Here is a 21,080-nt window from a genome sequence, read left to right on the forward strand (position 1 = left end):
TGCCGGATTTCGCGCGATCATGCTGACCGTCGCCGACCGCAACCCGCAGGGCCGGTCGAAGCGTTGTGCAGACGGGGGTGGCGAGCGATGACTCAGGAAACCGGAACGGGACGACCACGCTGGGTGTGGGGGCTGGCCGCCCTGGCCGTGGTCGTCCTGGTGGGGGTGGCCGCCCTGGTGGTGACCCGGGTGGTCCGCGACGACGAACCACGGCGTACGGCCGGGCCGGCCGCCACGACCACCGGCCCGACGCCGACGCCCAGCCCCACCCCCAGCCCGACCCCACCCCCCGGGGCCTCGATCACCGGCCCGCTCAACCTGCTCCTGGTCGGGGTGGACACCCGGGTCAGCGTGCCCGGCTGGGAACCGCACGGCGACGCGGTGCTGATCCTGCACGTGCCGGCCGGGCTGGACCGGGCGTACCTCTTCTCGCTCCCCCGCGACCTGGTGGTCGACATCCCGAAGTTCCCGAAGTCGGGTTACGGGGGCGGCCGGACGAAGCTCACCCACGCGATGAGCTACGGCAGCCGGGTGCCGGGCAAGCCCAAGAACCCCAGCGCCGCCCAGGGGTACGAGCTGCTGCGCAGCACGGTCGCCGGGTACACCGGGCTGCGTTTCGACGCCGGTGCGGTGGTCACCTTCAACGGCTTCGACCGGCTGGTCGACAGCCTCGGCGGGGTGGACCTCTACGTCGACCAGCGGGTCCCCTCGCTGCACCGCCGGCCGGACGGCAAGTACCGCGAGCCGGCCCGGGGCGGCGGCGGATACACCGGCCCGCAGATGGTCTACGAGAAGGGTGAGCGGCACCTCAACGGCTGGCAGGCGCTGGACTACGCCCGGCAGCGCTACATCGCCGGCGGCGACTACGCCCGGCAGCGCCACCAGCAGCAGCTCCTGCGGGCGCTGGCCGCCAAGATCCTCAACGAGAACCTGGCCCGCCAGCCCGACCGGGTGGAGCAGGTGGTGTCGGCGCTCGGCGACACCCTGGTCTACGCGGGCGGCCCCCGCGTCGTCGACCTGGCGTACGCCCTCGGTGGGCTGAGCGCCGACCGGATCACCCTGGTCGGGCTGCCCGGCGACGGGGTGGGCAGGGGCGGCAGCTACCGGGGTGAGCAGCTCACCAGCGTCGGCAAGGGGTTCCTGCCCGCGCTCAAGGCCGGCAGGGCGGAGACCTACCTGGACGCCCACCCCGAGCTGCGGGTCAAGAACTGACCGCCGGGGTGCGCGCTCAGCGGCGGGTGGGCGGCGCGGGACGTTCGGTGCCGTACAGCCAGGCGGCGAAGAGGTCGTCGAGCTGCCGCCCGCCGACCCGCTCGGCCGTCGCCACGAACTCGGCGGTGGTGGCGTTGCCGTTGCGCTTCTCGGCCGCCCAGGTCTTCAACAGGCGGAAGAACGCGTCGTCGCCGACGGTCACCCGCAGCGCGTGCACCGCCATCGCGCCCCGCTGGTAGACCGACTCGCTGAACAGGTTCGCCGCCCCGGGCGCGGCCGGCGGCACCCGCCACACCCCGTCGTCGGAGGCGGCGTACTGCTGGTCGAAGGTGGCCTGCGCGGTGTCCCGGCCCTCGTGCTCGGCCCAGAGCCACTCGGCGTACGTGGCCAGCCCCTCGTTGAGCCAGATGTCCGCCCAGCGGGCCACCGACACGCTGTCGCCGAACCACTGGTGGGCCAGCTCGTGCGCGACCACCCCGGTGTTCTCACCGCCCCGGAAGAAGTTGGCCGAGTAGACCGGCCGGCTCTGCGTCTCCAACGCGTACCTGATCCGGGGCTCGTCGACCACCACCCCGCCGTACGCCGCGAACGGGTACGGCCCGAAGACGCTCTCCAGGTAGTCGGCGACCGTCACGGTACGGGCGATCGACTCGTCGGCCGACCCTCGGGGCAGGCTGTCGGCGACCGCGCTGAACACCGGCCGGCCCCGGTGCTCACCGGTGGTGGTGCGGTACTTCCCGATCACCACGGTGCTCAGGTAGCTGGCCATCGGGGCGGCCTCCGACCAGCGCCACGTGGTGAAGCCGCCGGCCGCCGGGCGCTGCCCCCTCGGCACCCCGTTGGCGACCGCGACCAACCCCTTCGGCACGGTGATCTCGAAGTCGTAGGCGGCCTTGTCGGAGGGGTGGTCGTTGACCGGGAACCAGGTGCTCGCCGACTCGGGTTGGCCCAGCGCGACCGCGCCGTCGGTGGTGTGCAGCCAGCCGCCCTCGCCGATCGTCTCGTTGGGCAACGGCTCCGGCCGGCCGTCGTACCCGACCTGGACGGTGAAGGCCGTCCCGGCGCGGACCGGCGCGGCCGGGGTGACCACCAGCTCGGTGCCCTCGCGGGTGTGCCGGGCCGGGGTGCCGTCCACGGTCACCCGGCGCACCGTCAGCCCGGCCAGGTCGAGGTGGAACAGCGGCAGGTCGGCCTCGGCGGTGGCCCGGACGGTGGCGTCGCCGCGCAACTCGTCGCTGGCCGGGTCGTAGCGGACCTTGAGGGTGTACCGCTCGACGTCGTACCCGCTGTTGCCGGCGGTCGGGAAGTACGGGTCGCCGACGCCGGCCGGGCCGGGGGTCACCCCCGGGGTCGCCCCGGGCGTCGGGGTCGACCGGGGTTCCCGCCGGGGTTCCGGGTCGGCGGTGCAGCCGGCCAGGGCGAGCGCCACGGTGACGAGCAGCGCGACCCCGCGCCGGTTCCGGCTGATGGCCACCTTCGTCCCCCGTTCGCCGCCGCCGTCCGCGCAGCCTACCGACCCGACGGGCCGCACGTGCCCGCAACGCCGGACCGCAGGCGGGGTGGACGGTCCGGCCGGCCGACCCACAAGGGAGCCGGCCGGCCGCGACGGACCCGGGTCAGCGGTCGAGGACCAGCCCGACCCGCTGGAACTCCTTCAGGTCGCGGTAGCCGCACTTGGCCATCGCGCGACGCAGCCCCCCGAACAGGTTGAGCTGGCCGTCCGGCTCGTCGGCGGGGCCGAACAGCAGCCGTTCCATCTCCCCGAGCGGCTCGCCGGCCACCTCGAACGCCCCGCGCGGCAGGGACGGGTGGCTGGCCGCCGAGTGCCACCAGGCACCGCCGGCCGGGGCCTCCTCGCACAGCGACAGCGGTTCGCCGAGCATCACCGCGTCCGCGCCGCAGCCGAGCGCCTTGGCGATGTCGCCGGAGGTCTGGATGTCGCCGTCGGCGATGAGGTGCACGTAGCGTCCACCGGTCTCGTCGAGATAGTCGCGGCGGGCCGCGGCGGCGTCGGCGATCGCGGTGGCCATCGGCACCCGGATGCCGAGCACCGACTCGCTGGTCGACCAGTCGTCACCGCCGATGCCGACGATCACCCCGGCGGCGCCGGTACGCATCAGGTGCAGCGCCGTCTTGTAGTCGGTGCAGCCGCCGACGACCACCGGCAGGTCGAGGTCGGCGATGAACTCCTTGAGGTTCAGCGGTTCGTCGGTGGTCGAGACGTGCTCGGCCGAGACGATGGTGCCCTGGATGACCAGGATGTCGACGCCCGCGTCCAGGATCACCGGGGCCAGCGCGAGGGTGTGCTGCGGGGACACCCGCACGGCCACCGTGCTGCCGCCGGCCCGCAGCTCGCGGACCCGCTCGGCGATCAGGTCGGGGCGGATCGGCTCGGCGTAGACCTCCTGGAGCCGCTTGGTCGCGCGGGCGTCCTCGCCCAGCCCGGCCAGCTCCTCCAGCACCTTGGTCGGGTTCTCGTAGCGGGTCCACAGGCCCTCGACGTTGAGCACGCCCAGGCCGCCGAGCTGCCCAAGCCGGACGGCCGAGGCGGGGCTCATGGTGGCGTCCGACGGGTGGCCGACACAGGGGATGTCGAACTGGTAGGCGTCGAGCTGCCAGCCGGTGGAGACGTCGTCGACGTCCCTGGTCCGCCGGCTGGGCACGATGGCGATGTCGTCCAGGTGGTAGCCGCGCTGCGCGGTCTTGCCCAGCCCGATCTCGACCACGTCACGCATGAGGGACTCCAGGTGGTTTGGGGTGGTGGGTCAGCGGGTGTGGTAGTTGGGGGCCTCGACGGTCATCTGGATGTCGTGCGGGTGGCTCTCCTTGAGCCCGGCCGCCGTGATCCGGATGAGCTGGCCCCGGTGGTGCAGGTCGGGGATGTTCTCCGCCCCGGCGTACCCCATCGCCAGCCGCAGCCCGCCGACCAGCTGGTGGGCCACCCGGGACAGCGGCCCCCGGTAGGGCACCTGGCCCTCCACGCCCTCCGGCACCAGCTTGTCGTCGCTGAGCACGTCCTGCTGGAAGTAGCGGTCCTTGCTGTACGACTTGGCCTGGCCCCGGGACTGCATCGCGCCCAGCGAGCCCATCCCCCGGTACGCCTTGAACTGCTTGCCGTTGACGAAGATCAGCTCGCCGGGGCTCTCCTCGCAGCCGGCCAGCAGGCTGCCGAGCATCACCGTGTCGGCACCGGCCACCAGGGCCTTGGCGATGTCACCTGAATACTGGATGCCGCCGTCGCCGATCACCGGAACGCCGGCCGGACGGGCCGCGCGGGCCGCCTCCATGATCGCGGTCACCTGCGGCACCCCGACCCCGGCGACGATCCGGGTGGTGCAGATGGCACCCGGGCCCACCCCCACCTTGACGCCGTCGGCACCGGCGTCGACCAGGGCCTTCGCCCCGGCGTAGGTGGCCACGTTGCCGCCCACGATGTCGATCGTGACGTCGGCCTTGAGCCGGCGGACCATGTCCAGCACGGCCCGCTGGTGGCCGTGCGCGGTGTCCACGATCAGCACGTCGACACCCGCGTCGACCAGGGTGCGGGCCCGCTTGTAGGCGTCCTCGCCGACGCCGATGGCGGCGGCGACCCGCAGCCGGCCGGCGTCGTCCTTGGTGGCGTCCGGGTACTGCTCGCTCTTGGTGAAGTCCTTGACGGTGATCAGGCCACGCAGCCGCCCTGAGTCGTCCACGATCGGCAGCTTCTCGACCTTGTGCTGGCGCAGCAGCGTGAGCGCGTCGTCCTTGCTCACCCCCACCGGGGCGGTGACCAGCGGCGTCCGGGTCATGATCGCGTGGACCGGGGTGGCCGGGTCGGAGACGAACCGCATGTCCCGGTTGGTGACGATGCCCACGAGCTGGCCCTCGCCGTCGACCACCGGGACGCCGGAGATGCGGTAACGGCCGCACAGCTCGTCGACCTCACGCAGGGTGTCCTCGGGGCTGGCCGTCACCGGGTTGGTGATCATGCCGGACTCGGAGCGCTTGACCAGGTCGACCTGGAGCGCCTGGTCCTCCAGGGAGAGGTTGCGGTGCAGCACGCCGATGCCGCCCTGACGGGCCATCGCGATCGCCATCCGGGCCTCGGTGACGGTGTCCATCGCGCTGGACAGCAGCGGGATGGACAGCTCCACGTTGCGGGTGAGCCGGGTCCGGGTGTTCACCCGGCTGGGCACCACGTCCGACTCGCCGGGCTGGAGCAGCACGTCGTCGAAGGTCAGGCCGAGCGGCACCACCCGCGCCGACCCGGCGGGCAGCTCCGGCAGGTGGCCGCCCCACTCGCCGCTGTCGACGCCGGCCGGAAGATCGGTGCTGGGCGAATTCTCCACGATTGCTCCCCTGAGCTGCTCGGACGGGATTCAGCGAGGCGGCGCGCGCGGCACCGGCGCACGCCGGGGTGACGGCGAGTCGTCTCATCGTACCCACTGAGCAGGGCGGCCCTCGCCGGCGACCGGTCGGGGTCGGCGACGCCACAGCGACCGCCGGGGGGCGCGTGCGGCGAGGGTTGGGTCTACGGTGAGGGGGTGCACGACGAGCCCATCGACCCGTTCAACGGCGACCCGGCCGATCCGGCTGCGGGGCTGGACGATCCGGGCGACGACGCCCCGCTCGACCCGCTGACCGAGGTCGAGCGGCAGGACGTGCTGGAAGACCTCGCCGACCTGGAGATCTACCAGGCCCTGCTGTCCCCGATCGGGGTACGCGGGCTGGTCATCGAGTGCGAGGACTGTCGCGAGCCGCACTACTTCGACTGGGACCTGCTCCGGGGCAACCTGCGGCACCTGCTCAGCTCGGGCCGACCCCGGGTGCACGAGCCGGCCTACGACCCCGACCCGGACCACTACGTCACCTGGGACTACGCCCGGGGCTACGCCGACGGGGTGCACGACACGCTCACCGAGTCCGCGGGCGACGACACCGACTCCGACGACTGACCTCCGGGCAGACCCGGCCCGCCACCGCCGGACCGACCGGGTCGGGGGACGGGAGCGTTCAGGCGACCAGGCCGGCGCGGAAGCCGGCGGCCACCGCGTGTGCCCGGTCCCGCGCGCCGAGCTTGCGGAACAGCCGCCTGGCGTGTGTCTTGACGGTGTCCTCCGAGACGAACAACTCCCGGCCGATCTCCGCGTTGCTCTTGCCCTCGGCCATGCCGAGCAGCACCTGGAGTTCGCGTTCGGTCAGCCCGACCGAGGTCCGGCCGGCGCGGGCGCCGGAGGTCGGACGCGGCAACCCGGTGGCCGGGGCCGGCTCGGCCGGCGTGCCCTCCGGCTCCCCCTCGACCTCGTCGTCGCCGCGCTGCACGGGCACCACCGACGGCGCGCCGGGCGTACCGTCGGCCGGCGGCGGTGACCAGCCCGGCGCGGGCGGGCGACCGGGGCGGGGAGGCGCGCCGACCGCGGCGGTGTCCCGGGCGGGGTCGGCGACCCGGTGCCGGGCGGGCCGGCCGGGCGCTGCGAGCAGCAGCAACGCCTTCGCCACCGCGCTGGTCAGGTCGTGGTCGGCACCCTGGATCAGGCCCCGCGCCCCGGCGCTGATGGTGGCCGCCGCCGCCTCCGACTCCTCGGTGCCGAGCAGCAGCACCGCGGCCTGCGGGGCGCGGGCGAGCACCCGGCGCACGAAGCCGGCGCTGTCCGGCCGGGTGAGCGCCGTGTCAGCCAGCACCACGTCGACCGGGCGCTCGGCGAGCCGCAGCATCACCTCGGGATCGGAGACGGCTGTCCGGACGGCCGCGGCCAGGCCGAGTCGCGCCGCCGCGTTGGTCAACTGCTGCGCGGCGATCGGTGTCCGAACGCATACGAGAACGGTACGCACGGTGGTCTCCTCTCCGGACACGAGCAGACCATGACGGGGTCCACCGGGGAGGAGGTTCCGGGCAATCCTCTGAACTTTTCCGACATTTGGGTCATACGACGCAGGAGGCTTCGGGTTTTCGATCTCAACACGTGTGAGTCGGCGAGGGTTCGGGTACCGAGGCTCCACGCCGGAAACGGGGTACGCCAGCGCGGACCACAGCCCGGACGCCGGTTCAACGAGGATCTCCGCGGTGCCGCGCGGGAGGAGGGGTGCTGATGTCGAACGTACGTAGACTGCCCGGACCCATCGTCGACCTGTGGGACTGGCAGCGTCTCGGCGCCTGTCGGGGCCGGGACAGCGCGCAGTTCTTCCACCCGGACGGCGAGCGGGGTTCGTCCCGGCTGCGCCGGGAGTCCGGCGCCAAGTCCGTCTGCCAGGCCTGCCCGGTGCGGGCCGAGTGCGCGGCGCACGCCCTGTCCGTGCGGGAGCCGTACGGCGTCTGGGGCGGCCTCAGCGAGTCCGAGCGGCTGCGGCTGCTCGCCCTCGGCTGGGAGGACCTGGCCGACCGCCGGCAGACCCGGGTGGACATCGCCCGCATGGAGGCCCGGCTCGGTGCGTCGCACAAGACCGCAGTACCGGCCCAGCGCAAGATCGCCTGACCGACCCACCACACCTCGACGAGGCCGCACTCCGGAAACCGGAGCGCGGCCTCGTCGTTTCCCGGCCCGTGCGCCGGCCGGCACAAGGAGCGGGGCGGGCCCGGCGATGCCGGACCCGCCCCTTCGTTTCACCCGATCCTGCGCCGAGCCGTCGTGCGGCTCACCCGGTACGGCTTTCGCCGCCGGTCGCGGGAGTCAGGAACAGCGGGCTCGCACCTGCGTCACGCCGTCAGCGCTGCAGGGTCAGCAGACCCGGCCGGTACGGCAGGAGGCCGTAGTCACCGCCCGAGTTCGTGGCGCGGCCCTGGTAGAGCAGTTGCAGGTTGCACGGGTCGATCGTGTTCGTCTGGTCGGCGCTGGTACGCAGCAGCTCACCGTGGCTGATGTCGTTGGTCCAGGTGGCACCGCTGTTGGCCTTGCCCGCGAACGGGTTGTTGTAGGTCGTCGCGTTCGGCGTCCAGGTGCCGCCCAGGCTGGTCGCCGTGAACGAGCGGAAGTAGCGCTCCCAGCCGCTGGTCCGGGCCTCGATGATCATCAGGTACTGGTTGCGGCCCGCGACCTTGTAGACCTGCGGCGCCTCGAAGATGTTCTCCGAGGTGTCGCTCATGATGGTCGTGTAGTTGGAGCCGAAGCTGCCCGGGAAGTTCCCGATCGGCATGACCTGGCGATAGATCTTGCCGTTGTCACCGGCGAAGAACAGGTACATGTTCTGGTCGTCGCCGATGATCGTCTGGTCGATCACGCCGGTGCCGGAGTCGGTGATCTTCGCGGTCGACAGGGTCTGCGCGGCCGACCAGCCGTTGGCGTTGGCCGGGTTGGTCGACGTGCGGTACGAGAACGACGTCGGACCCCACTGGTGGGCGAGGATCCAGATGTTCTTCGGCGCGAAGTAGAACAGCGACGGCGCGACGGTGCTCTGGCTCATGGTGTTCTGGGGGGCCGTGGCGAGCTGGTTGAGGTTGTCGACCAGGCCGAAGTTCATCGAACCCCAGCCACCGGTGGCGCTGCTGCTGTGGGTGGTGGCGTACACCAACTGCTTGCCCTGGTAGGGGGCGATGGTGAAGTCCTTGAGCGACGCCCAGCCGGCCTTCGGCTGCGCCAGCGGGCCGGTCGACGACCACCGGTACGACGTCGGCAGGGAGCAGTTGCCCGTCGGCGGCGGGGTGGTCGGCGGGGGCGTGGTCGGCGGCGGGGTCGTGGGGGGCGGGGTGGTCGGCGGCGGGGTCGTCGGCGGCGGGGTGGTCGGGTTCGGGCCGCCGTTGCAGGCCACCCCGTTGAGCGCGAAGCTCGTCGGGACGGGGTTGCTCGACGTCCAGGCCCCGTTGAAGCCGAACGACACCGAGCCGTTGGTCGGGATCGCGCCGTTGTAGCTCACGTTCTTGGCGGTCACCGCCGAGCCGCTCTGCGTCACGGTCGCGTTCCACGCCTGGGTCACCGACTGCCCGGAGGCGAAGGACCAGGTCAGCGTCCAACCGTTGAGCGCGTCACCCAGGTTGGTGATGGCCACGTTGGCCCCGAAGCCACCGCCCCACTCGGAGGAGACGGTGTAGTTCACCGAGCATCCCGCCGCCGCCGCGCCTGCGGGCAGCGCGGTGACTACCGACGCCGACGCCAGCAACGCGACACCGGCCGAGATCAGGCCGACATTGGCCGATCTGGATCTGGACATAAAATACCCTCCTGACGGGATGCGACCTGCACATTGGTGGTGGCCGTTGTTAGGTTAACGTTAACAGTCGCGTCAGGTATGTTACGGGAGCGCTCCCACAGCCTCAACCCTCGATATCGCTGTGGAATTTTTGGCTATCCGAACATTGATCACTCTTGATGACTTAACGCTGATGGGGAATCAGCGGACGGTGACTGTGACGCTGTGCCAACCCGTCGCACCGTCCGGGGCGACCGGCGCGGTCAACGGGGTCTGCGTCCCGCCGTCCCGGTCGGTCGCCCGCACCTGGAGGGTGTGCTCACCCGCGGTCGCCGGCCACCGCCACGACCACTGCACCCAGGTGTCCACCGACACCGTCGGGGCGAGGGTCGCCTCCTGCCACGCGCCGCCGTCGACGCGTACCTCGACCCGGCTGATCCCCCGGTGCTGCGCCCAGGCCACCCCGGCCACCGTCACCTCGCCCGTGGTCAGCCGGTTACGCGCGCGGGGGGTGTCGATCCGCGACTGCGTCTTCACCGGCCCCTGCGCCGACCAGCCACGCGGCACCCAGTACGCGTCGAAGTCGGCGAAGCTGGTCAATTCCAACTCGGTCACCCACTTGCAGGCCGACACGTACCCGTAGAGGCCCGGCACCACCATCCGCACCGGGAAGCCGTGCTCGACGGGGAGCGGCTCGCCGTTCATCCCCACCGCCAGCAGGGCGTCCCGCCCGTCGCGCAGCGCCGCTGTCGGGGTGCCGCAGGTCCAACCGTCGACCGAGCGGCCGACCACCTGGTCGGCCCCCTCCTCCGGCTCCGCCTCGTCGAGCAGTTCCCGGATCGGTACGCCCAGCCACCGGGCGTTACCGATCAGGTCCCCACCCACCTCGTTGGAGACGCAGGCCAGGGTGACGTACCGCTCCACCATCGGCCGGGCGAGCAGCTCGGCGAAGGTCAGCTCGATCGGGTTGCGCACCCGGCCGTGGATGCGCAGCCGCCAGGTCTCCGGGTCGACCTGCGGCACCACCAGCGCCGTGTCGATCCGGTAGAAGCCGCCGTTCGGCGTGGTGTAGGGGGCGAGCTGGGCCAGGGACAGGTCCGCGCCGGCCGGCACCGTCGGTGCCACCGCCGACGGGGTGGGCAACGCGACCGCCTGCCGGGCCGCCGAGACCCCCCGCCGCCCGGCGAGCCAGTGCCCGCCCAGCCCCGCCACGGTCGCCGCGCCCGCGAGCAGGCCCGCGCCACGCAGGAACCGCCGCCGGGACTCGGGGTCGGTCGACTCCAACGGCTCCCACGCGGCCGGCGGACCGCTGCCCGGACCGGCGGGGGTCGGCCCCGGAGCGGCCGGCGGGGTGGCGGACAGCGGGGTGGGCGGCTGCCAGGGCCAGGGGTCGAGCTGCCAGGGACCGGCCACGAAGGCCCAGAGCACCAGCCCGCCCAACCCCCCGCCGACCAGGGCGGGGAGCGCGTCGGCGGCATCCGCGCCGGCCCGGGTGAGCGCGGCGGCGACACCGAGACCGGTGAACGCCGCGATGCCCACCAGCCCGACCGCGAGCCGACGCACGGCGAGCACCCCGATCCCGGCGGCGAACGCCGCCAGCAGCACCGCCGTGCCGACCAGCAGGGCGATCTTGTCGTACCTGCCGAAGACGTCGATGGCGAACTGCTTGAGCGGCTCGGGGACCGTGTCGACCACGACCCCGCCGACCGCGATCAGCGGGGCGGAACGGGGACCGGTGAGGACGGCGACCGGCTCGGCGACACCGATGGCCACCACGGCGGCGGTGACCCCGGCCAGCGCGGCGAAGCCACGGGGGGTGGTGCTCATCCGGCCAGTGTCGTCGATCGACCGGGCCGGCCGCCAACCACGTCACCGTTCCGTAAGCAGCGGTCACCGTACGCGTCAGGGCGCACCGCCGACGTCGGCGGTGCGCCCTGACCTGGCGTGCTACCGGGTCAGAAACCCGGGCCGTGCTGGTGGCCGTGACCGTGGCCGTGGCCGTGGCCACCGGCGGCGGCCGGCTCCGGCTGCTCCGGCTTCTCGACCACCAGGCTCTCGGTGGTCAGCAGGAGGCCGGCGATCGACGCGGCGTTGGTGACCGCGTTGCGGGTCACCTTCACCGGGTCGATGATGCCGGACTTGACCAGGTCGACGTACTCGCCCTGGGCGGCGTCGAGGCCCTGGCCCCAGTCCTGGCCGGCGACCTTCTCCACCACCACGTAGCCGTCGTGGCCGGCGTTCTGGGCGATCCAGCGCAGCGGCTCGACCAGCGCCTTGCGCACGATCGAGACACCGACCTTCTCGTCACCGGTCAGGCCGAGGTCGTCGTCGAGCACCGAGCGGATCTGGGCCAGCGCGGCACCGCCGCCGGGAACCGTCCCCTCCTCGACAGCGGCCTTGGTGGCGGCGATCGCGTCCTCGATGCGGTGCTTGCGCTCCTTCATCTCGACCTCGGTCGCCGCGCCCGCCTTGATGACCGCGATGCCGCCGGAGAGCTTCGCCAGCCGCTCGGCCAGCTTCTCCCGGTCCCAGTCGGAGTCGGACGCCTCGATCTCCTTGCGGATCTGGGCGACCCGGTCGGCGACCTCGGCGGACTTGCCGCCGCCGTCGACGACCGTGGTGTTCTCCTTGTCGACCACGACGCGCCGGGCGGTGCCGAGCGCCTCCAGGCCGACCTGGTCGAGCCGGTAGCCCAGCTCCGGGGCGACCAGCTCGGCGCCGGTCAGGATCGCCATGTCCTGGAGCATCGCCTTGCGGCGGTCGCCGAAGCCGGGGGCCTTGACCGCGCAGACCTTGACGGTCTTGCGGATCGCGTTGACCACCAGGGTGGACAGCGCCTGGCCCTCGACGTCCTCGGCGACGATCAGCAGCGGCTTGTTGTTCTGGAGAACCTTCTCCAGCAGCGGCAGCAGCTCCTCGATCGCCGAGATCTTCTGCGTGGTGATGAGGATGTACGGGTCCTCCAGCACCGACTCCTGCGACTCCGAGTCGGTGACGAAGTTCGGCGAGATGAAGCCCTTGTCGAACTGGAGACCCTCGGTCACCTCCAGCTCGGTGTTGAGGGTGGAGCCCTCCTCGACGGTGATGACACCGTCGCGGCCGACCCGCTCCATCGCCTCGGCGATCAGCTCACCGATGGTGGCGTCCTGCGCCGAGATCGTCGCGACGTGCGCGATCGCCTTCTTGTCGGCCACCTCGACGGCCCGGCCGAGCAGCGACTCGGAGACCTTGGTGGCCGCCGCGTCGACGCCCCGCTTGAGGCCGGTCGGGTTGGCCCCGGCGGCCACGTTGCGCAGGCCCTCGCGGACCATGGCCTGGGCCAGCACGGTCGCGGTGGTGGTCCCGTCGCCGGCGACGTCGTTGGTCTTCGTCGCCACCTCCTTGACCAGCTGCGCGCCGAGGTTCTCGTACGGGTTGGTGAGCTCGATCTCCTTGGCGATGGTCACACCATCGTTGGTGATCGTCGGCGCACCGAATTTCTTGTCCAGGACGACGTTGCGCCCGCGCGGGCCGAGGGTGACCTTGACCGCGTCCGCGAGGGCGTTGACACCGTGCTCCAGCAGGTGCCGGGCGTCGTCCGAGAAGCTCAGGATCTTCGCCATGAATGTCCCTTCGAAGCGTCGTCGCCCCGGCCCGGCGAGCCGGACCGGGGCGACGACACGGGAATCGGTTGGTTACTTCTCGATGACCGCGAGAACGTCGCGGGCGGAGAGCACCAGGTACTCCTCGCCGGCGTACTTGATCTCGGTGCCGCCGTACTTCGAGTAGAGGACGGTGTCGCCGACGTTGACGTCGAGCGGCACGCGGTTGCCCTTGTCGTCGATCCGGCCGGGGCCGACGGCGAGGACGGTGCCCTCCTGCGGCTTCTCCTTGGCGGTGTCGGGGATCACGATGCCCGACGCCGTGGTGGTCTCAGCCTCGTTCGCCTGGACCACGATCCGGTCCTCGAGCGGCTTGATCGCAACCTTGGTCGCGGTAGTCACGGGCATACCCTCCTGGGGTACTTGGTTTCGTTGCCGGCCGAGAGTCCGACCAGCGTCAATCTGCCACATGCCACCGGGCGGGGCCGTCGTCGCGGGTGCCGGTCCGCCTGGCGTTCAGCACCCGGGCCGGACGGCCCGAACGCTGGCACCCTCGGGGTGAGAGTGCTAATCGCAGGTTATTCCTCGGCTAGCACTCCGTCAAGGAGAGTGCCAATCTGCCGCCCTTCGTGTCGCCGCCGTTCAACCGCCCGCCATGATCAACTCAAGGGTGGGGAGGTTGCGGTGACGACACCGCTCGGACACCGCGACATCGGCCCGCCTGAGTCGATCTCCCGGGAGGGCCGGACAATGGGCGGGTGGATCTCGACCAGTTCGCCGCGCTGCGTACCGCCGAGGGGTCGGCCGCGCTCGCCGCGGCGGCCGGGGTGGCCGGCGGCGACCCGCTGGTCGCGGCGGCGGCACTGCGCTCGCGTGGGGTGCCGGCCGGGCTGGCCGCCGCCGCGCTGACCCAGGCCGAGCTGCGTCGCCGCGCGGTCGGCAAGTTCGGCCCGGAGGCGGCCGGGATGTTCCTCACCCGCCCCGGTCTGGAGCAGGCCACCCGCCGGGTGGTCGCCGACCGGCGGGCCGCCCGGCTCGCCGCCGCCGGGGTGCGCACCCTCGCCGACCTGGGTTGCGGCCTCGGTGCCGACGCGCTCGCCGCCGCCCGCGCCGGCATCCGGGTCTACGGCGTGGAGGCCGACCCGGTCACCGCCGCGCTGGCCGCCGCGAACGCCGAGGCAGCCGGGCTGGCCGGGCGGTTCACCGTGGAGTGCGGCGACGCGACGGCGTTCGACGTGACCCGGGTCGACGCGGTCTTCTGCGATCCGGCCCGACGGCGGGCCGGCACCGGACGGCGGATCTTCGACCCGGACGCCTACTCGCCGCCGTGGGACTTCGTCACCGGGCTGGCCGCGCGGGTGCCGCACACGGTGGTGAAGGTGGCTCCCGGCATCGACCACGCCCGGATCCCGGCCGACGCCGAGGCGGAGTGGGTCAGCGTCGACGGCGACCTGGTCGAGGCGGCCCTGTGGGGCGGCCCGCTCGCCGGGGTGCCCCGCCGGGCGACCGTGCTGCGGGTGGGGCCCGCCGACCGGCAGCGCCCGGCGGGCGACCCGGCGACCCCCGGGGAGCGGCCCACGGGTCCCGGTGCCGGGACGACCGACGACCACCGGCCGGCCGTCCCCGGTGACCCGCCGGAACGGAGCCACCAACTGACCGGCACGGGTGACGTCGAGGCGGGAGTCGGACCGGTACGGCGCTACCTGTACGACCCGGACCCGGCGGTGGTCCGGGCGCACCTGGTCGCCGAACTGGCCGACACCCTCGACGCGACGCTTGGCGACCCGAGCATCGCCTACCTCTACGCGGACGCCCCGCGCCCCACCCCGTTCGGCAGGTGTCTGGAGATCGTCGACGTGCTGCCGTTCTCGCTGAAGCGGCTGCGCGCGCTGCTGCGGGAGCGCCGGGTCGGCCGGGTGGAGATCCTCAAGCGGGGCTCGGCGTTGTCGCCCGAGCAGCTGCGCCGGGACCTGCGCCTGGCCGGGGAGAATCCGGCCAGCCTGGTGCTGACCCGGGTGGCCGGCGCGCCGACGGTGCTGGTCGGCCGACCGGTCGCGGACGGGGGCCCGCCGGGCTAGCGTGTCCGGCATGGCGGGACAGGCCACCGCGGCGACGGCGCTGCTGACCAAGCGCAGGATCGCCCACCGCACCCACCCATACGACGTCGCGCCGGACGCGCCGAACTACGGCGCGCTGGTCGCGGCGGCGCTCGGCGTGCCACCGGAGCGGGTGTTCAAGACGCTCGTCGCCGAGGTCGACGGGGCGCTGGCGGTGGCGGTCGTCCCGGTCACCGGCGAGCTGAACCTCAAGGCGCTGGCCGCGGCGCTGGGTGGCAAGCGGGCCGCGCTGGCCGACCGGGCCGCCGCCGAGCGGAGCACCGGTTACGTACGGGGCGGGATCAGCCCGCTGGGCCAGCGGCGACGGTTGCCGACGGTGGTCGACGTCTCCGCGCTGGACCACGACACCGTCTACGTGTCGGCCGGCCGGCGGGGGTTGCAGCTCCAGCTCGCCCCGGCGGACCTGGTGGCCCTCACCGACGCCGGCACCGCGCGGATCGCCGCCGGCTGACCCGGCCGTCAGGAGCCGGTCGCAGACCGGACACGCAGCGTGATTGCGGGGCGGGTGTCCCGGGGGTGACAACCGCGTTGCTGAATTGTTACCGCCGCCAACAAACTTCTGACCTCGGCAGTCTTGCGCCCGGCTCGCGGGCGGGAATACGTTGCCGGACACAACAAAACACCGACCACTCCTCCCCCACCCTCGAAAGGACCCGTGCAGATGCGCAAGGGCTTCCTCACCTTCGCCGCCGTGGGCCTGCTGGCCACCGGCAGCATGGCCGCCTGTGGCGACGACTCCACGAGCGACGACGCCGGCGGCACCGCCGCCAAGAAGCCGAAGATCGGCGTGATCCTGCCCGACAGCAAGTCCTCCGCCCGCTGGGAGACCGCCGACCGCAGGTTCCTCAAGGCCGCCTTCGACGCCGCCGGGGTCGAGTCGGACATCCAGAACGCGCAGAACGACAAGAACGCCTTCCAGACCATCGCCGACCAGATGATCACCAGCGGGGTCACCACCCTGATGATCGTCAACCTGGACTCCGGCACCGGCAAGGCCGTGCTGGACAAGGCGAAGTCGCAGGGTGTCGCCACGATCGACTACGACCGGCTCACCCTGGGCGGGTCCGCGCAGTACTACGTCAGCTTCGACAACGAGGCCGTCGGCAAGCTCCAGGGCGAGGGCCTGGTCAAGTGCCTGACCGAGAAGGGCGTCAAGAACCCGACGGTCGCCTACCTCAACGGCTCGCCGACCGACAACAACGCCACCCTGTTCAAGAACGGCTACGACTCGGTGCTCAAGCCGAAGTTCGAGTCGAAGGAATACACCAAGGGCCCGGACCAGTCGGTGCCGGACTGGGACCCGGCGCAGGCCGCCACGATCTTCGAGCAGATGCTCACCCAGACCGGCGGCAAGATCGACGGTGTGCTCTCCGCCAACGACGGTCTCGGCAACGCCGCCGTCTCGGTGCTGAAGAAGAACAAGCTCAACGGCAAGGTCCCGGTGACCGGCCAGGACGCCGACGTGACCGGCCTGCAGAACATCCTCGCCGGTGACCAGTGCATGACCGTCTACAAGGCCGTCAAGAAGGAGGCCGACGCGGCCGCCGAGCTGGCCATCGCCGTGGCCAAGGGCGAGCGCAAGGAGACCGGGCAGACGGTCAAGGACCCGGAGAGCGGCCGGGACGTCCCGTCCGTGCTGCTGGAGCCGAAGGCGATCGACAAGGCGACCGTCAAGGACGTCGTGGCCGACGGCTACGTCGACAAGGCGAAGCTCTGCACCGGCGCGTACGCCGCGCTCTGCACCGCCAACGGCATCAGCTGACCGTACGACGAGCGTCGTACCCCGTCGACGCGACGCCGCCCGGCACGGAACCTCGTGCCGGGCGGCGCTCGCCGCCGGACGGGCTCCGAGATCTTCCCTCCGTCCGAAGGAGACCCCCGTGTCCGCGACCCCCCTGCTGGAACTGCGCGGGATCGACAAGAGCTTCGGTCCCGTCCAGGTCCTGCGCGACGTCGCCCTCGCCGCCCACGCCGGAGAGGTGACCGCACTGGTCGGCGACAACGGCGCCGGCAAGTCCACCCTGGTCAAGTGCATCAGCGGCATCTACCCGGCCGACGCCGGCGAGTTCCTCTTCGACGGCCGACCGGTGACCATCACCAGCCCCCGGGACGCCGCCAACCTCGGCATCGAGGTCGTTTACCAGGACCTCGCGCTCTGCGACAACCTCGACATCGTGCAGAACATGTTCCTCGGCCGGGAGAAGCACAGCGGGCTGGTGCTCGACGAGCCGACCATGGAGCAGATGGCGGCGGAGACCCTCGCCGGGCTCTCCGTACGGACGGTGAAGTCGCTGCGCCAGCATGTCTCCAGCCTCTCCGGCGGGCAGCGGCAGACCGTCGCCATCGCCAAGGCGGTGCTCTGGAACAGCAAGCTGGTCATCCTCGACGAGCCCACCGCCGCGCTGGGCGTGGCACAGACCGCCCAGGTCCTCGAACTGGTCCGCCGGCTGGCCGACAAGGGCCTGGCCGTGGTGCTGATCTCGCACAACATGAACGACGTCTTCGCGGTCTCCGACCGGATCGCCGCGCTCTACCTCGGCCAGATGGTCGCCCAGGTGAAGACCACCGACATCACCCACTCGCAGGTCGTCGAGTTGATCACCGCCGGCCGTTCCGGCAACCTCGGTCTCACCGGCGAACCGGTCACCGCCGGCAACGGCACCGGCGCGGGGCCCGCCGACACCACTCCAGGAGGCGTTCGATGACCACCACCGCCGTGCGCAAGGAAGGCCCGGCGGCGGTCACGCCGCCGCCGACCGTCGGCAGCCACCTCCGCGGCTACTGGAGCCGGGTCCGCGGCGGCGACATCGGCGCGCTGCCCGCCGTGCTCGGGCTGATCGTGCTCTGCACGGTCTTCTCGATCATGCGACCGTCGTTCCTCACCGCCGGCAACTTCGCCAACCTGTTCACCCAGGGCGCGGCGGTCACCCTGATCGCCATGGGGCTGGTCTTCGTCCTGCTGCTCGGCGAGATCGACCTCTCCGCCGGCTTCGCCAGCGGGGTGTGCGCGGCCATCCTGGCCAACGTCGCCACCAAGGCCGGCTACCCCTGGTACGTGGCCGTGCTCGCGGCGATCCTCACCGGCGTGGTCATCGGCACCGTGCTCGGCTTCCTGGTCGCCAAGATCGGTATCCCGTCGTTCGTGGTCACCCTGGCCGGCTTCCTCGCCTTCCAGGGCATCGTGCTGATGCTGATCAGCGGTGGCGCCAACATCTCGGTCAACGACGAGGTGCTGGTGGCGATCGCCAACCGCAACCTGCCGCCGGCCGTCGGCTGGGCGCTGGCCGCCGTCGCCATCGGCGGGTACGCCGCCGTGCAACTGCTGCGGCACCGCAAGCGGCTGTCCCGGGGGCTGACCACCGACCCGATGGCGGTGGTGCTCGCCCGCATCGGCGGTCTGACCCTGATCCTCGGCATCGCGGTCTACATCCTCAACCAGGAGCGCAGCCGCAACGTCCTGATCAACTCGCTCAAGGGCGTGCCGATCGTGGTGCCGGTCATCGCGGTGCTGCTGATCGTCTGGACCTTCGTGCTCCAGCGCACCAGCTACGGCCGGCACGTCTACGCCGTCGGCGGCAACAAGGAGGCCGCCCGCCGGGCCGGCATCAACGTCGACCGGATCCGGATCTCGGTCTTCGTGATCTGCTCGTCCATGGCGGCGGTCGGCGGCATCGTCGCGGCCAGCCGGGCCAACTCGGTCGACCCGAACACCGGCGGCAGCAACGTGCTGCTCTACGCCGTCGGCGCGGCGGTGATCGGCGGCACCAGCCTCTTCGGCGGCAAGGGCCGGGTCCTCGACGCGGTGCTCGGTGGCGCGGTGGTCGCCGTCATCGACAACGGCATGGGCCTGATGGGCTACAGCGCCGGGGTCAAGTACGTCGTCACCGGTGTGGTGCTGCTCCTCGCGGCCAGCGTGGACGCGCTGTCGCGCCGCCGCGCCGCCGCCTCCGGAACGCGCTGATCCGCGTACTCCAGCGGCGGGACATGGGGTGCCAGCGACGATGCGGGTAGGACCGAGCCAGGACGAGATCCGACGGCAGAACCTCGGGGCGCTGCTCCGGCACGTCCACGTGCACGGCGCCACCTCCCGCGCGGAACTCACCACCGCCCTCGGGCTCAACCGCAGCACCATCGGCGCGCTCACCGCCGACCTGGCCGGAGCCGGCCTGGTCAGCGAGGGCACACCGAAGGAGACCGGCCGGGCCGGACGACCGTCGCTGGTCGTCCGGCCCGAGTCCGACCGGGTCTACGCGTACGCGTACTCGATCGAGGTGGACCGGCTGCGGGCCGCGCGGGTCGGGCTCGGCGGCGAGGTGCTCGACCGCCGGGACCTGGACCGGCCGCGTGACCTGGACGCCGGGGAGACCGTCCCGATGCTGGCCGGCGCCCTCAAGCAGATGCGGGAGCGGGTGCCCCCGGAGTCGATCTGCGTCGGTGCCGGCGTCGCGGTCTGCGGCATGGTCCGCAGGGCCGACGGGCTGGTCCGGCTCGGCCCCACCACCGGCTGGGTGGACGAGCCGATCGGTGCCGCCCTCGCCGTCGAACTCGGCGTCGAGCTGCCCGTCACGGTGGGCAACGTGGCCGATGTCGCCGCCTTCGCCGAGCACGCCCGGGGCGTCGCCGCCGGCTGCGACAACGTCATCTACCTGTACGGGGACGTCGGTGTCGGCGCCGGCATCATCGCCGGTGGCCGCCGGCTGACCGGCCACGGCGGCTACGGCGGCGAGGTCGGACACATGGTGGTGGTGCGCGACGGTACCCCCTGCGAGTGCGGCTCCCGGGGCTGCTGGGAGACCCAGATCGGCGAGTACGGGCTGCTGCGGGCCGCCGGCCGCTCCGAGGCCCGGGGCCGCGACGCGCTGCTGGCCGTGTTCGACGCCGCCGACCGGGGTGACGCCCGCGCCCAGACCGCCGTCCGGCACGCCGGGGACTGGCTCGGCTTCGGGGTGGCGAACCTGGTCAACATCTTCAACCCGGAGATGGTCATCTTCGGCGGCACGATGCGGGACCTCTACCTGGCCGCCGCCGCCCAGGTCCGCAGCCGGCTCAACGAGACCGGGCTGCCCGCCTGCCTGGAACACGTCCGGCTGCGAACCCCGAAACTCGGCGACGACGCGGCCCTGGTCGGTGCTGCCGAACTGGCCTTCGAACGGCTCCTCGCCGACCCGCTCGACGCCGCCTGAACGGACACCCCCGACTCGTACGCCGTCCGGTGAACTGATCGGCCCGACAGTCCGTACCAGTGGACGGACGGGCAGCCGGCGGGTCGCTGCCCGGCAGGACAGGTCGGCCCGGATCGAGGAGGCACCGCAGCATGGCACCGCTGGATTCCGTACGTCGTCGGCGAGGGAACCGGACCCACCGGGTGGCGGTGCTGGTCGTCACCTTCCTGGCCGGGCTGGTCGTGCTACCCGGCATGGCGGTCGCCGCACCCGGCAACCAGATGAACGCCGCCGACATGACGCTGCTCAACGGCGTCCGGTTGGCCGGGCTCTGGGAGATGCCGGCCGGCACGATGGCCGCCGAGAAGGGCCAGTCCGCGCGGGTGCGGGAGGTCGGCGCGGAGATCGCCAGGCAGCACGGCGTCCTCGACGAGCTGGTGGTGCAGGCCGCCAACAAGCTGGGCGCGACGCTGCCGAGCGACCCCACCACCGAGCAGAAGGGGTGGCTGACCGAGATGCAGAACGCCTCCGGTGCTCAGTTCGACCAGATCTTCGTGACCCGGCTCCGGGTGGCCCACGGCAAGATCTTCCCGGTGATCGGCGCGGTCCGGGCCAGCACCCGGGACAACACCGTCCGCAAGCTCGCCGACGAGGCCAACAAGTTCGTCAACGACCACATGGCCATGCTGGAGAGCACCGGGCTGGTCCGCTGGCAGCAGATGCCGCCGGCCGCGATCCCGGCCGCGCAGAACGACTCGCTGGTCGCCGCCGCCCAGGCCGGTGCCGCCGGCCCGTCGGTCGCGATCAGCACCACGGTCGTCTGGGCGGTCTTCCTGCTCGCGCTCGGCGCGGGCGGCTACGCCACCTGGCGGATCACGCGCCGCAGTTGACCCGGCGCACCTGACCCG

18 protein-coding genes are annotated in these 21,080 nt (G+C 72.4%); 10 read left to right on the forward strand and 8 right to left on the reverse strand.

Annotated features, from left to right (window positions below):
- Positions 1-87: 87 nt before the first annotated feature.
- Complete coding sequence (locus ACN261_RS04630; protein ID WP_421484097.1) at positions 88-1,212, forward strand: LCP family protein; 1,125 nt, start codon at positions 88-90, stop codon at positions 1,210-1,212.
- A 16-nt stretch (positions 1,213-1,228) separates the two neighbouring features.
- On the opposite strand, the gene ACN261_RS04635 is transcribed toward ACN261_RS04630, so the two are convergent.
- The 3 genes from ACN261_RS04635 to guaB form a co-directional block, all read right to left on the reverse strand.
- The gene (locus tag ACN261_RS04635) at positions 1,229-2,680 is read right to left on the reverse strand and encodes a M1 family metallopeptidase (RefSeq protein ID WP_421486925.1); all 1,452 of its coding nucleotides are present in this window, start codon (positions 2,678-2,680) and stop codon (positions 1,229-1,231) included.
- Between the two features lie 148 nt (positions 2,681-2,828).
- Positions 2,829-3,947, reverse strand: a complete 1,119-nt coding sequence (locus ACN261_RS04640) for a GuaB3 family IMP dehydrogenase-related protein (RefSeq protein ID WP_302746329.1) — start codon at positions 3,945-3,947, stop codon at positions 2,829-2,831.
- 30 nt (positions 3,948-3,977) lie between these two features.
- Positions 3,978-5,540 carry an IMP dehydrogenase gene (gene guaB / locus ACN261_RS04645; RefSeq protein WP_088645784.1) on the reverse strand — a complete coding sequence of 521 codons (1,563 nt, stop codon included), beginning with the start codon at positions 5,538-5,540 and terminating at the stop codon, positions 3,978-3,980.
- A gap of 195 nt (positions 5,541-5,735) precedes the next feature.
- Here guaB and ACN261_RS04650 point away from each other — a divergent pair, with 195 nt between their 5' ends.
- Positions 5,736-6,146 carry a DUF5319 domain-containing protein gene (locus tag ACN261_RS04650; protein WP_088645783.1) on the forward strand — a complete coding sequence of 137 codons (411 nt, stop codon included), beginning with the start codon at positions 5,736-5,738 and terminating at the stop codon, positions 6,144-6,146.
- Between the two features lie 58 nt (positions 6,147-6,204).
- Here ACN261_RS04650 and ACN261_RS04655 read toward each other — a convergent pair whose 3' ends face one another.
- On the reverse strand, positions 6,205-7,023 hold the full coding sequence (locus ACN261_RS04655; RefSeq protein WP_421484099.1) for a response regulator transcription factor: 819 nt from the start codon (positions 7,021-7,023) through the stop codon (positions 6,205-6,207).
- Positions 7,024-7,280: 257 nt separating this feature from the next.
- Here ACN261_RS04655 and ACN261_RS04660 point away from each other — a divergent pair, with 257 nt between their 5' ends.
- A complete protein-coding gene (locus ACN261_RS04660; RefSeq protein ID WP_088645816.1) occupies positions 7,281-7,664 on the forward strand; it encodes a WhiB family transcriptional regulator in 384 nt (127 codons plus the stop codon).
- Between the two features lie 229 nt (positions 7,665-7,893).
- Here the strand turns inward: ACN261_RS04660 and ACN261_RS04665 are convergent, their stop codons facing one another.
- The 4 genes from ACN261_RS04665 to groES form a co-directional block, all read right to left on the reverse strand.
- Positions 7,894-9,333, reverse strand: coding sequence for a non-reducing end alpha-L-arabinofuranosidase family hydrolase (locus ACN261_RS04665; protein WP_421484101.1), 1,440 nt, complete (start codon positions 9,331-9,333; stop codon positions 7,894-7,896).
- 180 nt (positions 9,334-9,513) lie between these two features.
- Positions 9,514-11,139, reverse strand: coding sequence for a molybdopterin-dependent oxidoreductase (locus ACN261_RS04670; protein WP_425848597.1), 1,626 nt, complete (start codon positions 11,137-11,139; stop codon positions 9,514-9,516).
- A 128-nt stretch (positions 11,140-11,267) separates the two neighbouring features.
- The gene (groL, locus tag ACN261_RS04675) at positions 11,268-12,914 is read right to left on the reverse strand and encodes a chaperonin GroEL (protein ID WP_421484103.1); all 1,647 of its coding nucleotides are present in this window, start codon (positions 12,912-12,914) and stop codon (positions 11,268-11,270) included.
- 72 nt (positions 12,915-12,986) lie between these two features.
- Positions 12,987-13,301, reverse strand: coding sequence for a co-chaperone GroES (gene groES / locus ACN261_RS04680; RefSeq protein ID WP_204924915.1), 315 nt, complete (start codon positions 13,299-13,301; stop codon positions 12,987-12,989).
- Between the two features lie 350 nt (positions 13,302-13,651).
- On the opposite strand from groES, the gene ACN261_RS04685 reads away from it, so the two are divergent.
- The 7 genes from ACN261_RS04685 to ACN261_RS04715 all read left to right on the forward strand — a co-directional run bounded on the left by ACN261_RS04685 (position 13,652) and on the right by ACN261_RS04715 (position 21,062).
- Complete coding sequence (locus tag ACN261_RS04685; RefSeq protein ID WP_425848601.1) at positions 13,652-14,971, forward strand: THUMP-like domain-containing protein; 1,320 nt, start codon at positions 13,652-13,654, stop codon at positions 14,969-14,971.
- A 10-nt stretch (positions 14,972-14,981) separates the two neighbouring features.
- The gene (gene ybaK / locus ACN261_RS04690; RefSeq protein WP_425848604.1) at positions 14,982-15,461 is read left to right on the forward strand and encodes a Cys-tRNA(Pro) deacylase; all 480 of its coding nucleotides are present in this window, start codon (positions 14,982-14,984) and stop codon (positions 15,459-15,461) included.
- A gap of 210 nt (positions 15,462-15,671) precedes the next feature.
- Complete coding sequence (locus ACN261_RS04695; RefSeq protein WP_421484107.1) at positions 15,672-16,772, forward strand: sugar ABC transporter substrate-binding protein; 1,101 nt, start codon at positions 15,672-15,674, stop codon at positions 16,770-16,772.
- A 118-nt stretch (positions 16,773-16,890) separates the two neighbouring features.
- Positions 16,891-17,715 carry an ATP-binding cassette domain-containing protein gene (locus ACN261_RS04700; RefSeq protein WP_421484109.1) on the forward strand — a complete coding sequence of 275 codons (825 nt, stop codon included), beginning with the start codon at positions 16,891-16,893 and terminating at the stop codon, positions 17,713-17,715.
- Entirely contained in the window at positions 17,712-18,971 is a 1,260-nt protein-coding gene (locus ACN261_RS04705) for a sugar ABC transporter permease (protein ID WP_363651050.1), read from the forward strand. Before ACN261_RS04700 ends, ACN261_RS04705 begins: the two co-directional genes overlap by 4 nt.
- A gap of 40 nt (positions 18,972-19,011) precedes the next feature.
- Positions 19,012-20,193: an ROK family protein gene (locus ACN261_RS04710; RefSeq protein ID WP_204924909.1), complete on the forward strand. Its 1,182-nt coding sequence runs from the start codon at positions 19,012-19,014 to the stop codon at positions 20,191-20,193.
- A gap of 131 nt (positions 20,194-20,324) precedes the next feature.
- Positions 20,325-21,062, forward strand: a complete 738-nt coding sequence (locus ACN261_RS04715) for a DUF4142 domain-containing protein (protein ID WP_204924908.1) — start codon at positions 20,325-20,327, stop codon at positions 21,060-21,062.
- Positions 21,063-21,080: the final 18 nt, after the last annotated feature.

This window comes from Micromonospora sp. WMMD723, assembly GCF_049863385.1.
In the GTDB taxonomy this organism is placed as follows: domain Bacteria; phylum Actinomycetota; class Actinomycetes; order Mycobacteriales; family Micromonosporaceae; genus Micromonospora; species Micromonospora wenchangensis.

Excerpts from the sequence above, each read along its gene's own strand:
- groES (WP_204924915.1), bottom strand. The coding sequence starts at position 13,301 with ATGCCCGTGACTACCGCGACCAAGGTTGCGATCAAGCCGCTCGAGGAC.
- ACN261_RS04665 (WP_421484101.1), bottom strand. The coding sequence starts at position 9,333 with ATGTCCAGATCCAGATCGGCCAATGTCGGCCTGATCTCGGCCGGTGTC.
- ACN261_RS04660 (WP_088645816.1), top strand. The coding sequence starts at position 7,281 with ATGTCGAACGTACGTAGACTGCCCGGACCCATCGTCGACCTGTGGGAC.
- ybaK (WP_425848604.1), top strand. The coding sequence starts at position 14,982 with ATGGCGGGACAGGCCACCGCGGCGACGGCGCTGCTGACCAAGCGCAGG.
- ACN261_RS04630 (WP_421484097.1), top strand. The coding sequence starts at position 88 with ATGACTCAGGAAACCGGAACGGGACGACCACGCTGGGTGTGGGGGCTG.
- ACN261_RS04715 (WP_204924908.1), top strand. The coding sequence starts at position 20,325 with ATGGCACCGCTGGATTCCGTACGTCGTCGGCGAGGGAACCGGACCCAC.
- ACN261_RS04710 (WP_204924909.1), top strand. The coding sequence starts at position 19,012 with ATGCGGGTAGGACCGAGCCAGGACGAGATCCGACGGCAGAACCTCGGG.
- ACN261_RS04695 (WP_421484107.1), top strand. The coding sequence starts at position 15,672 with ATGCGCAAGGGCTTCCTCACCTTCGCCGCCGTGGGCCTGCTGGCCACC.
- groL (WP_421484103.1), bottom strand. The coding sequence starts at position 12,914 with ATGGCGAAGATCCTGAGCTTCTCGGACGACGCCCGGCACCTGCTGGAG.
- ACN261_RS04640 (WP_302746329.1), bottom strand. The coding sequence starts at position 3,947 with ATGCGTGACGTGGTCGAGATCGGGCTGGGCAAGACCGCGCAGCGCGGC.
- ACN261_RS04670 (WP_425848597.1), bottom strand. The coding sequence starts at position 11,139 with ATGAGCACCACCCCCCGTGGCTTCGCCGCGCTGGCCGGGGTCACCGCC.
- ACN261_RS04705 (WP_363651050.1), top strand. The coding sequence starts at position 17,712 with ATGACCACCACCGCCGTGCGCAAGGAAGGCCCGGCGGCGGTCACGCCG.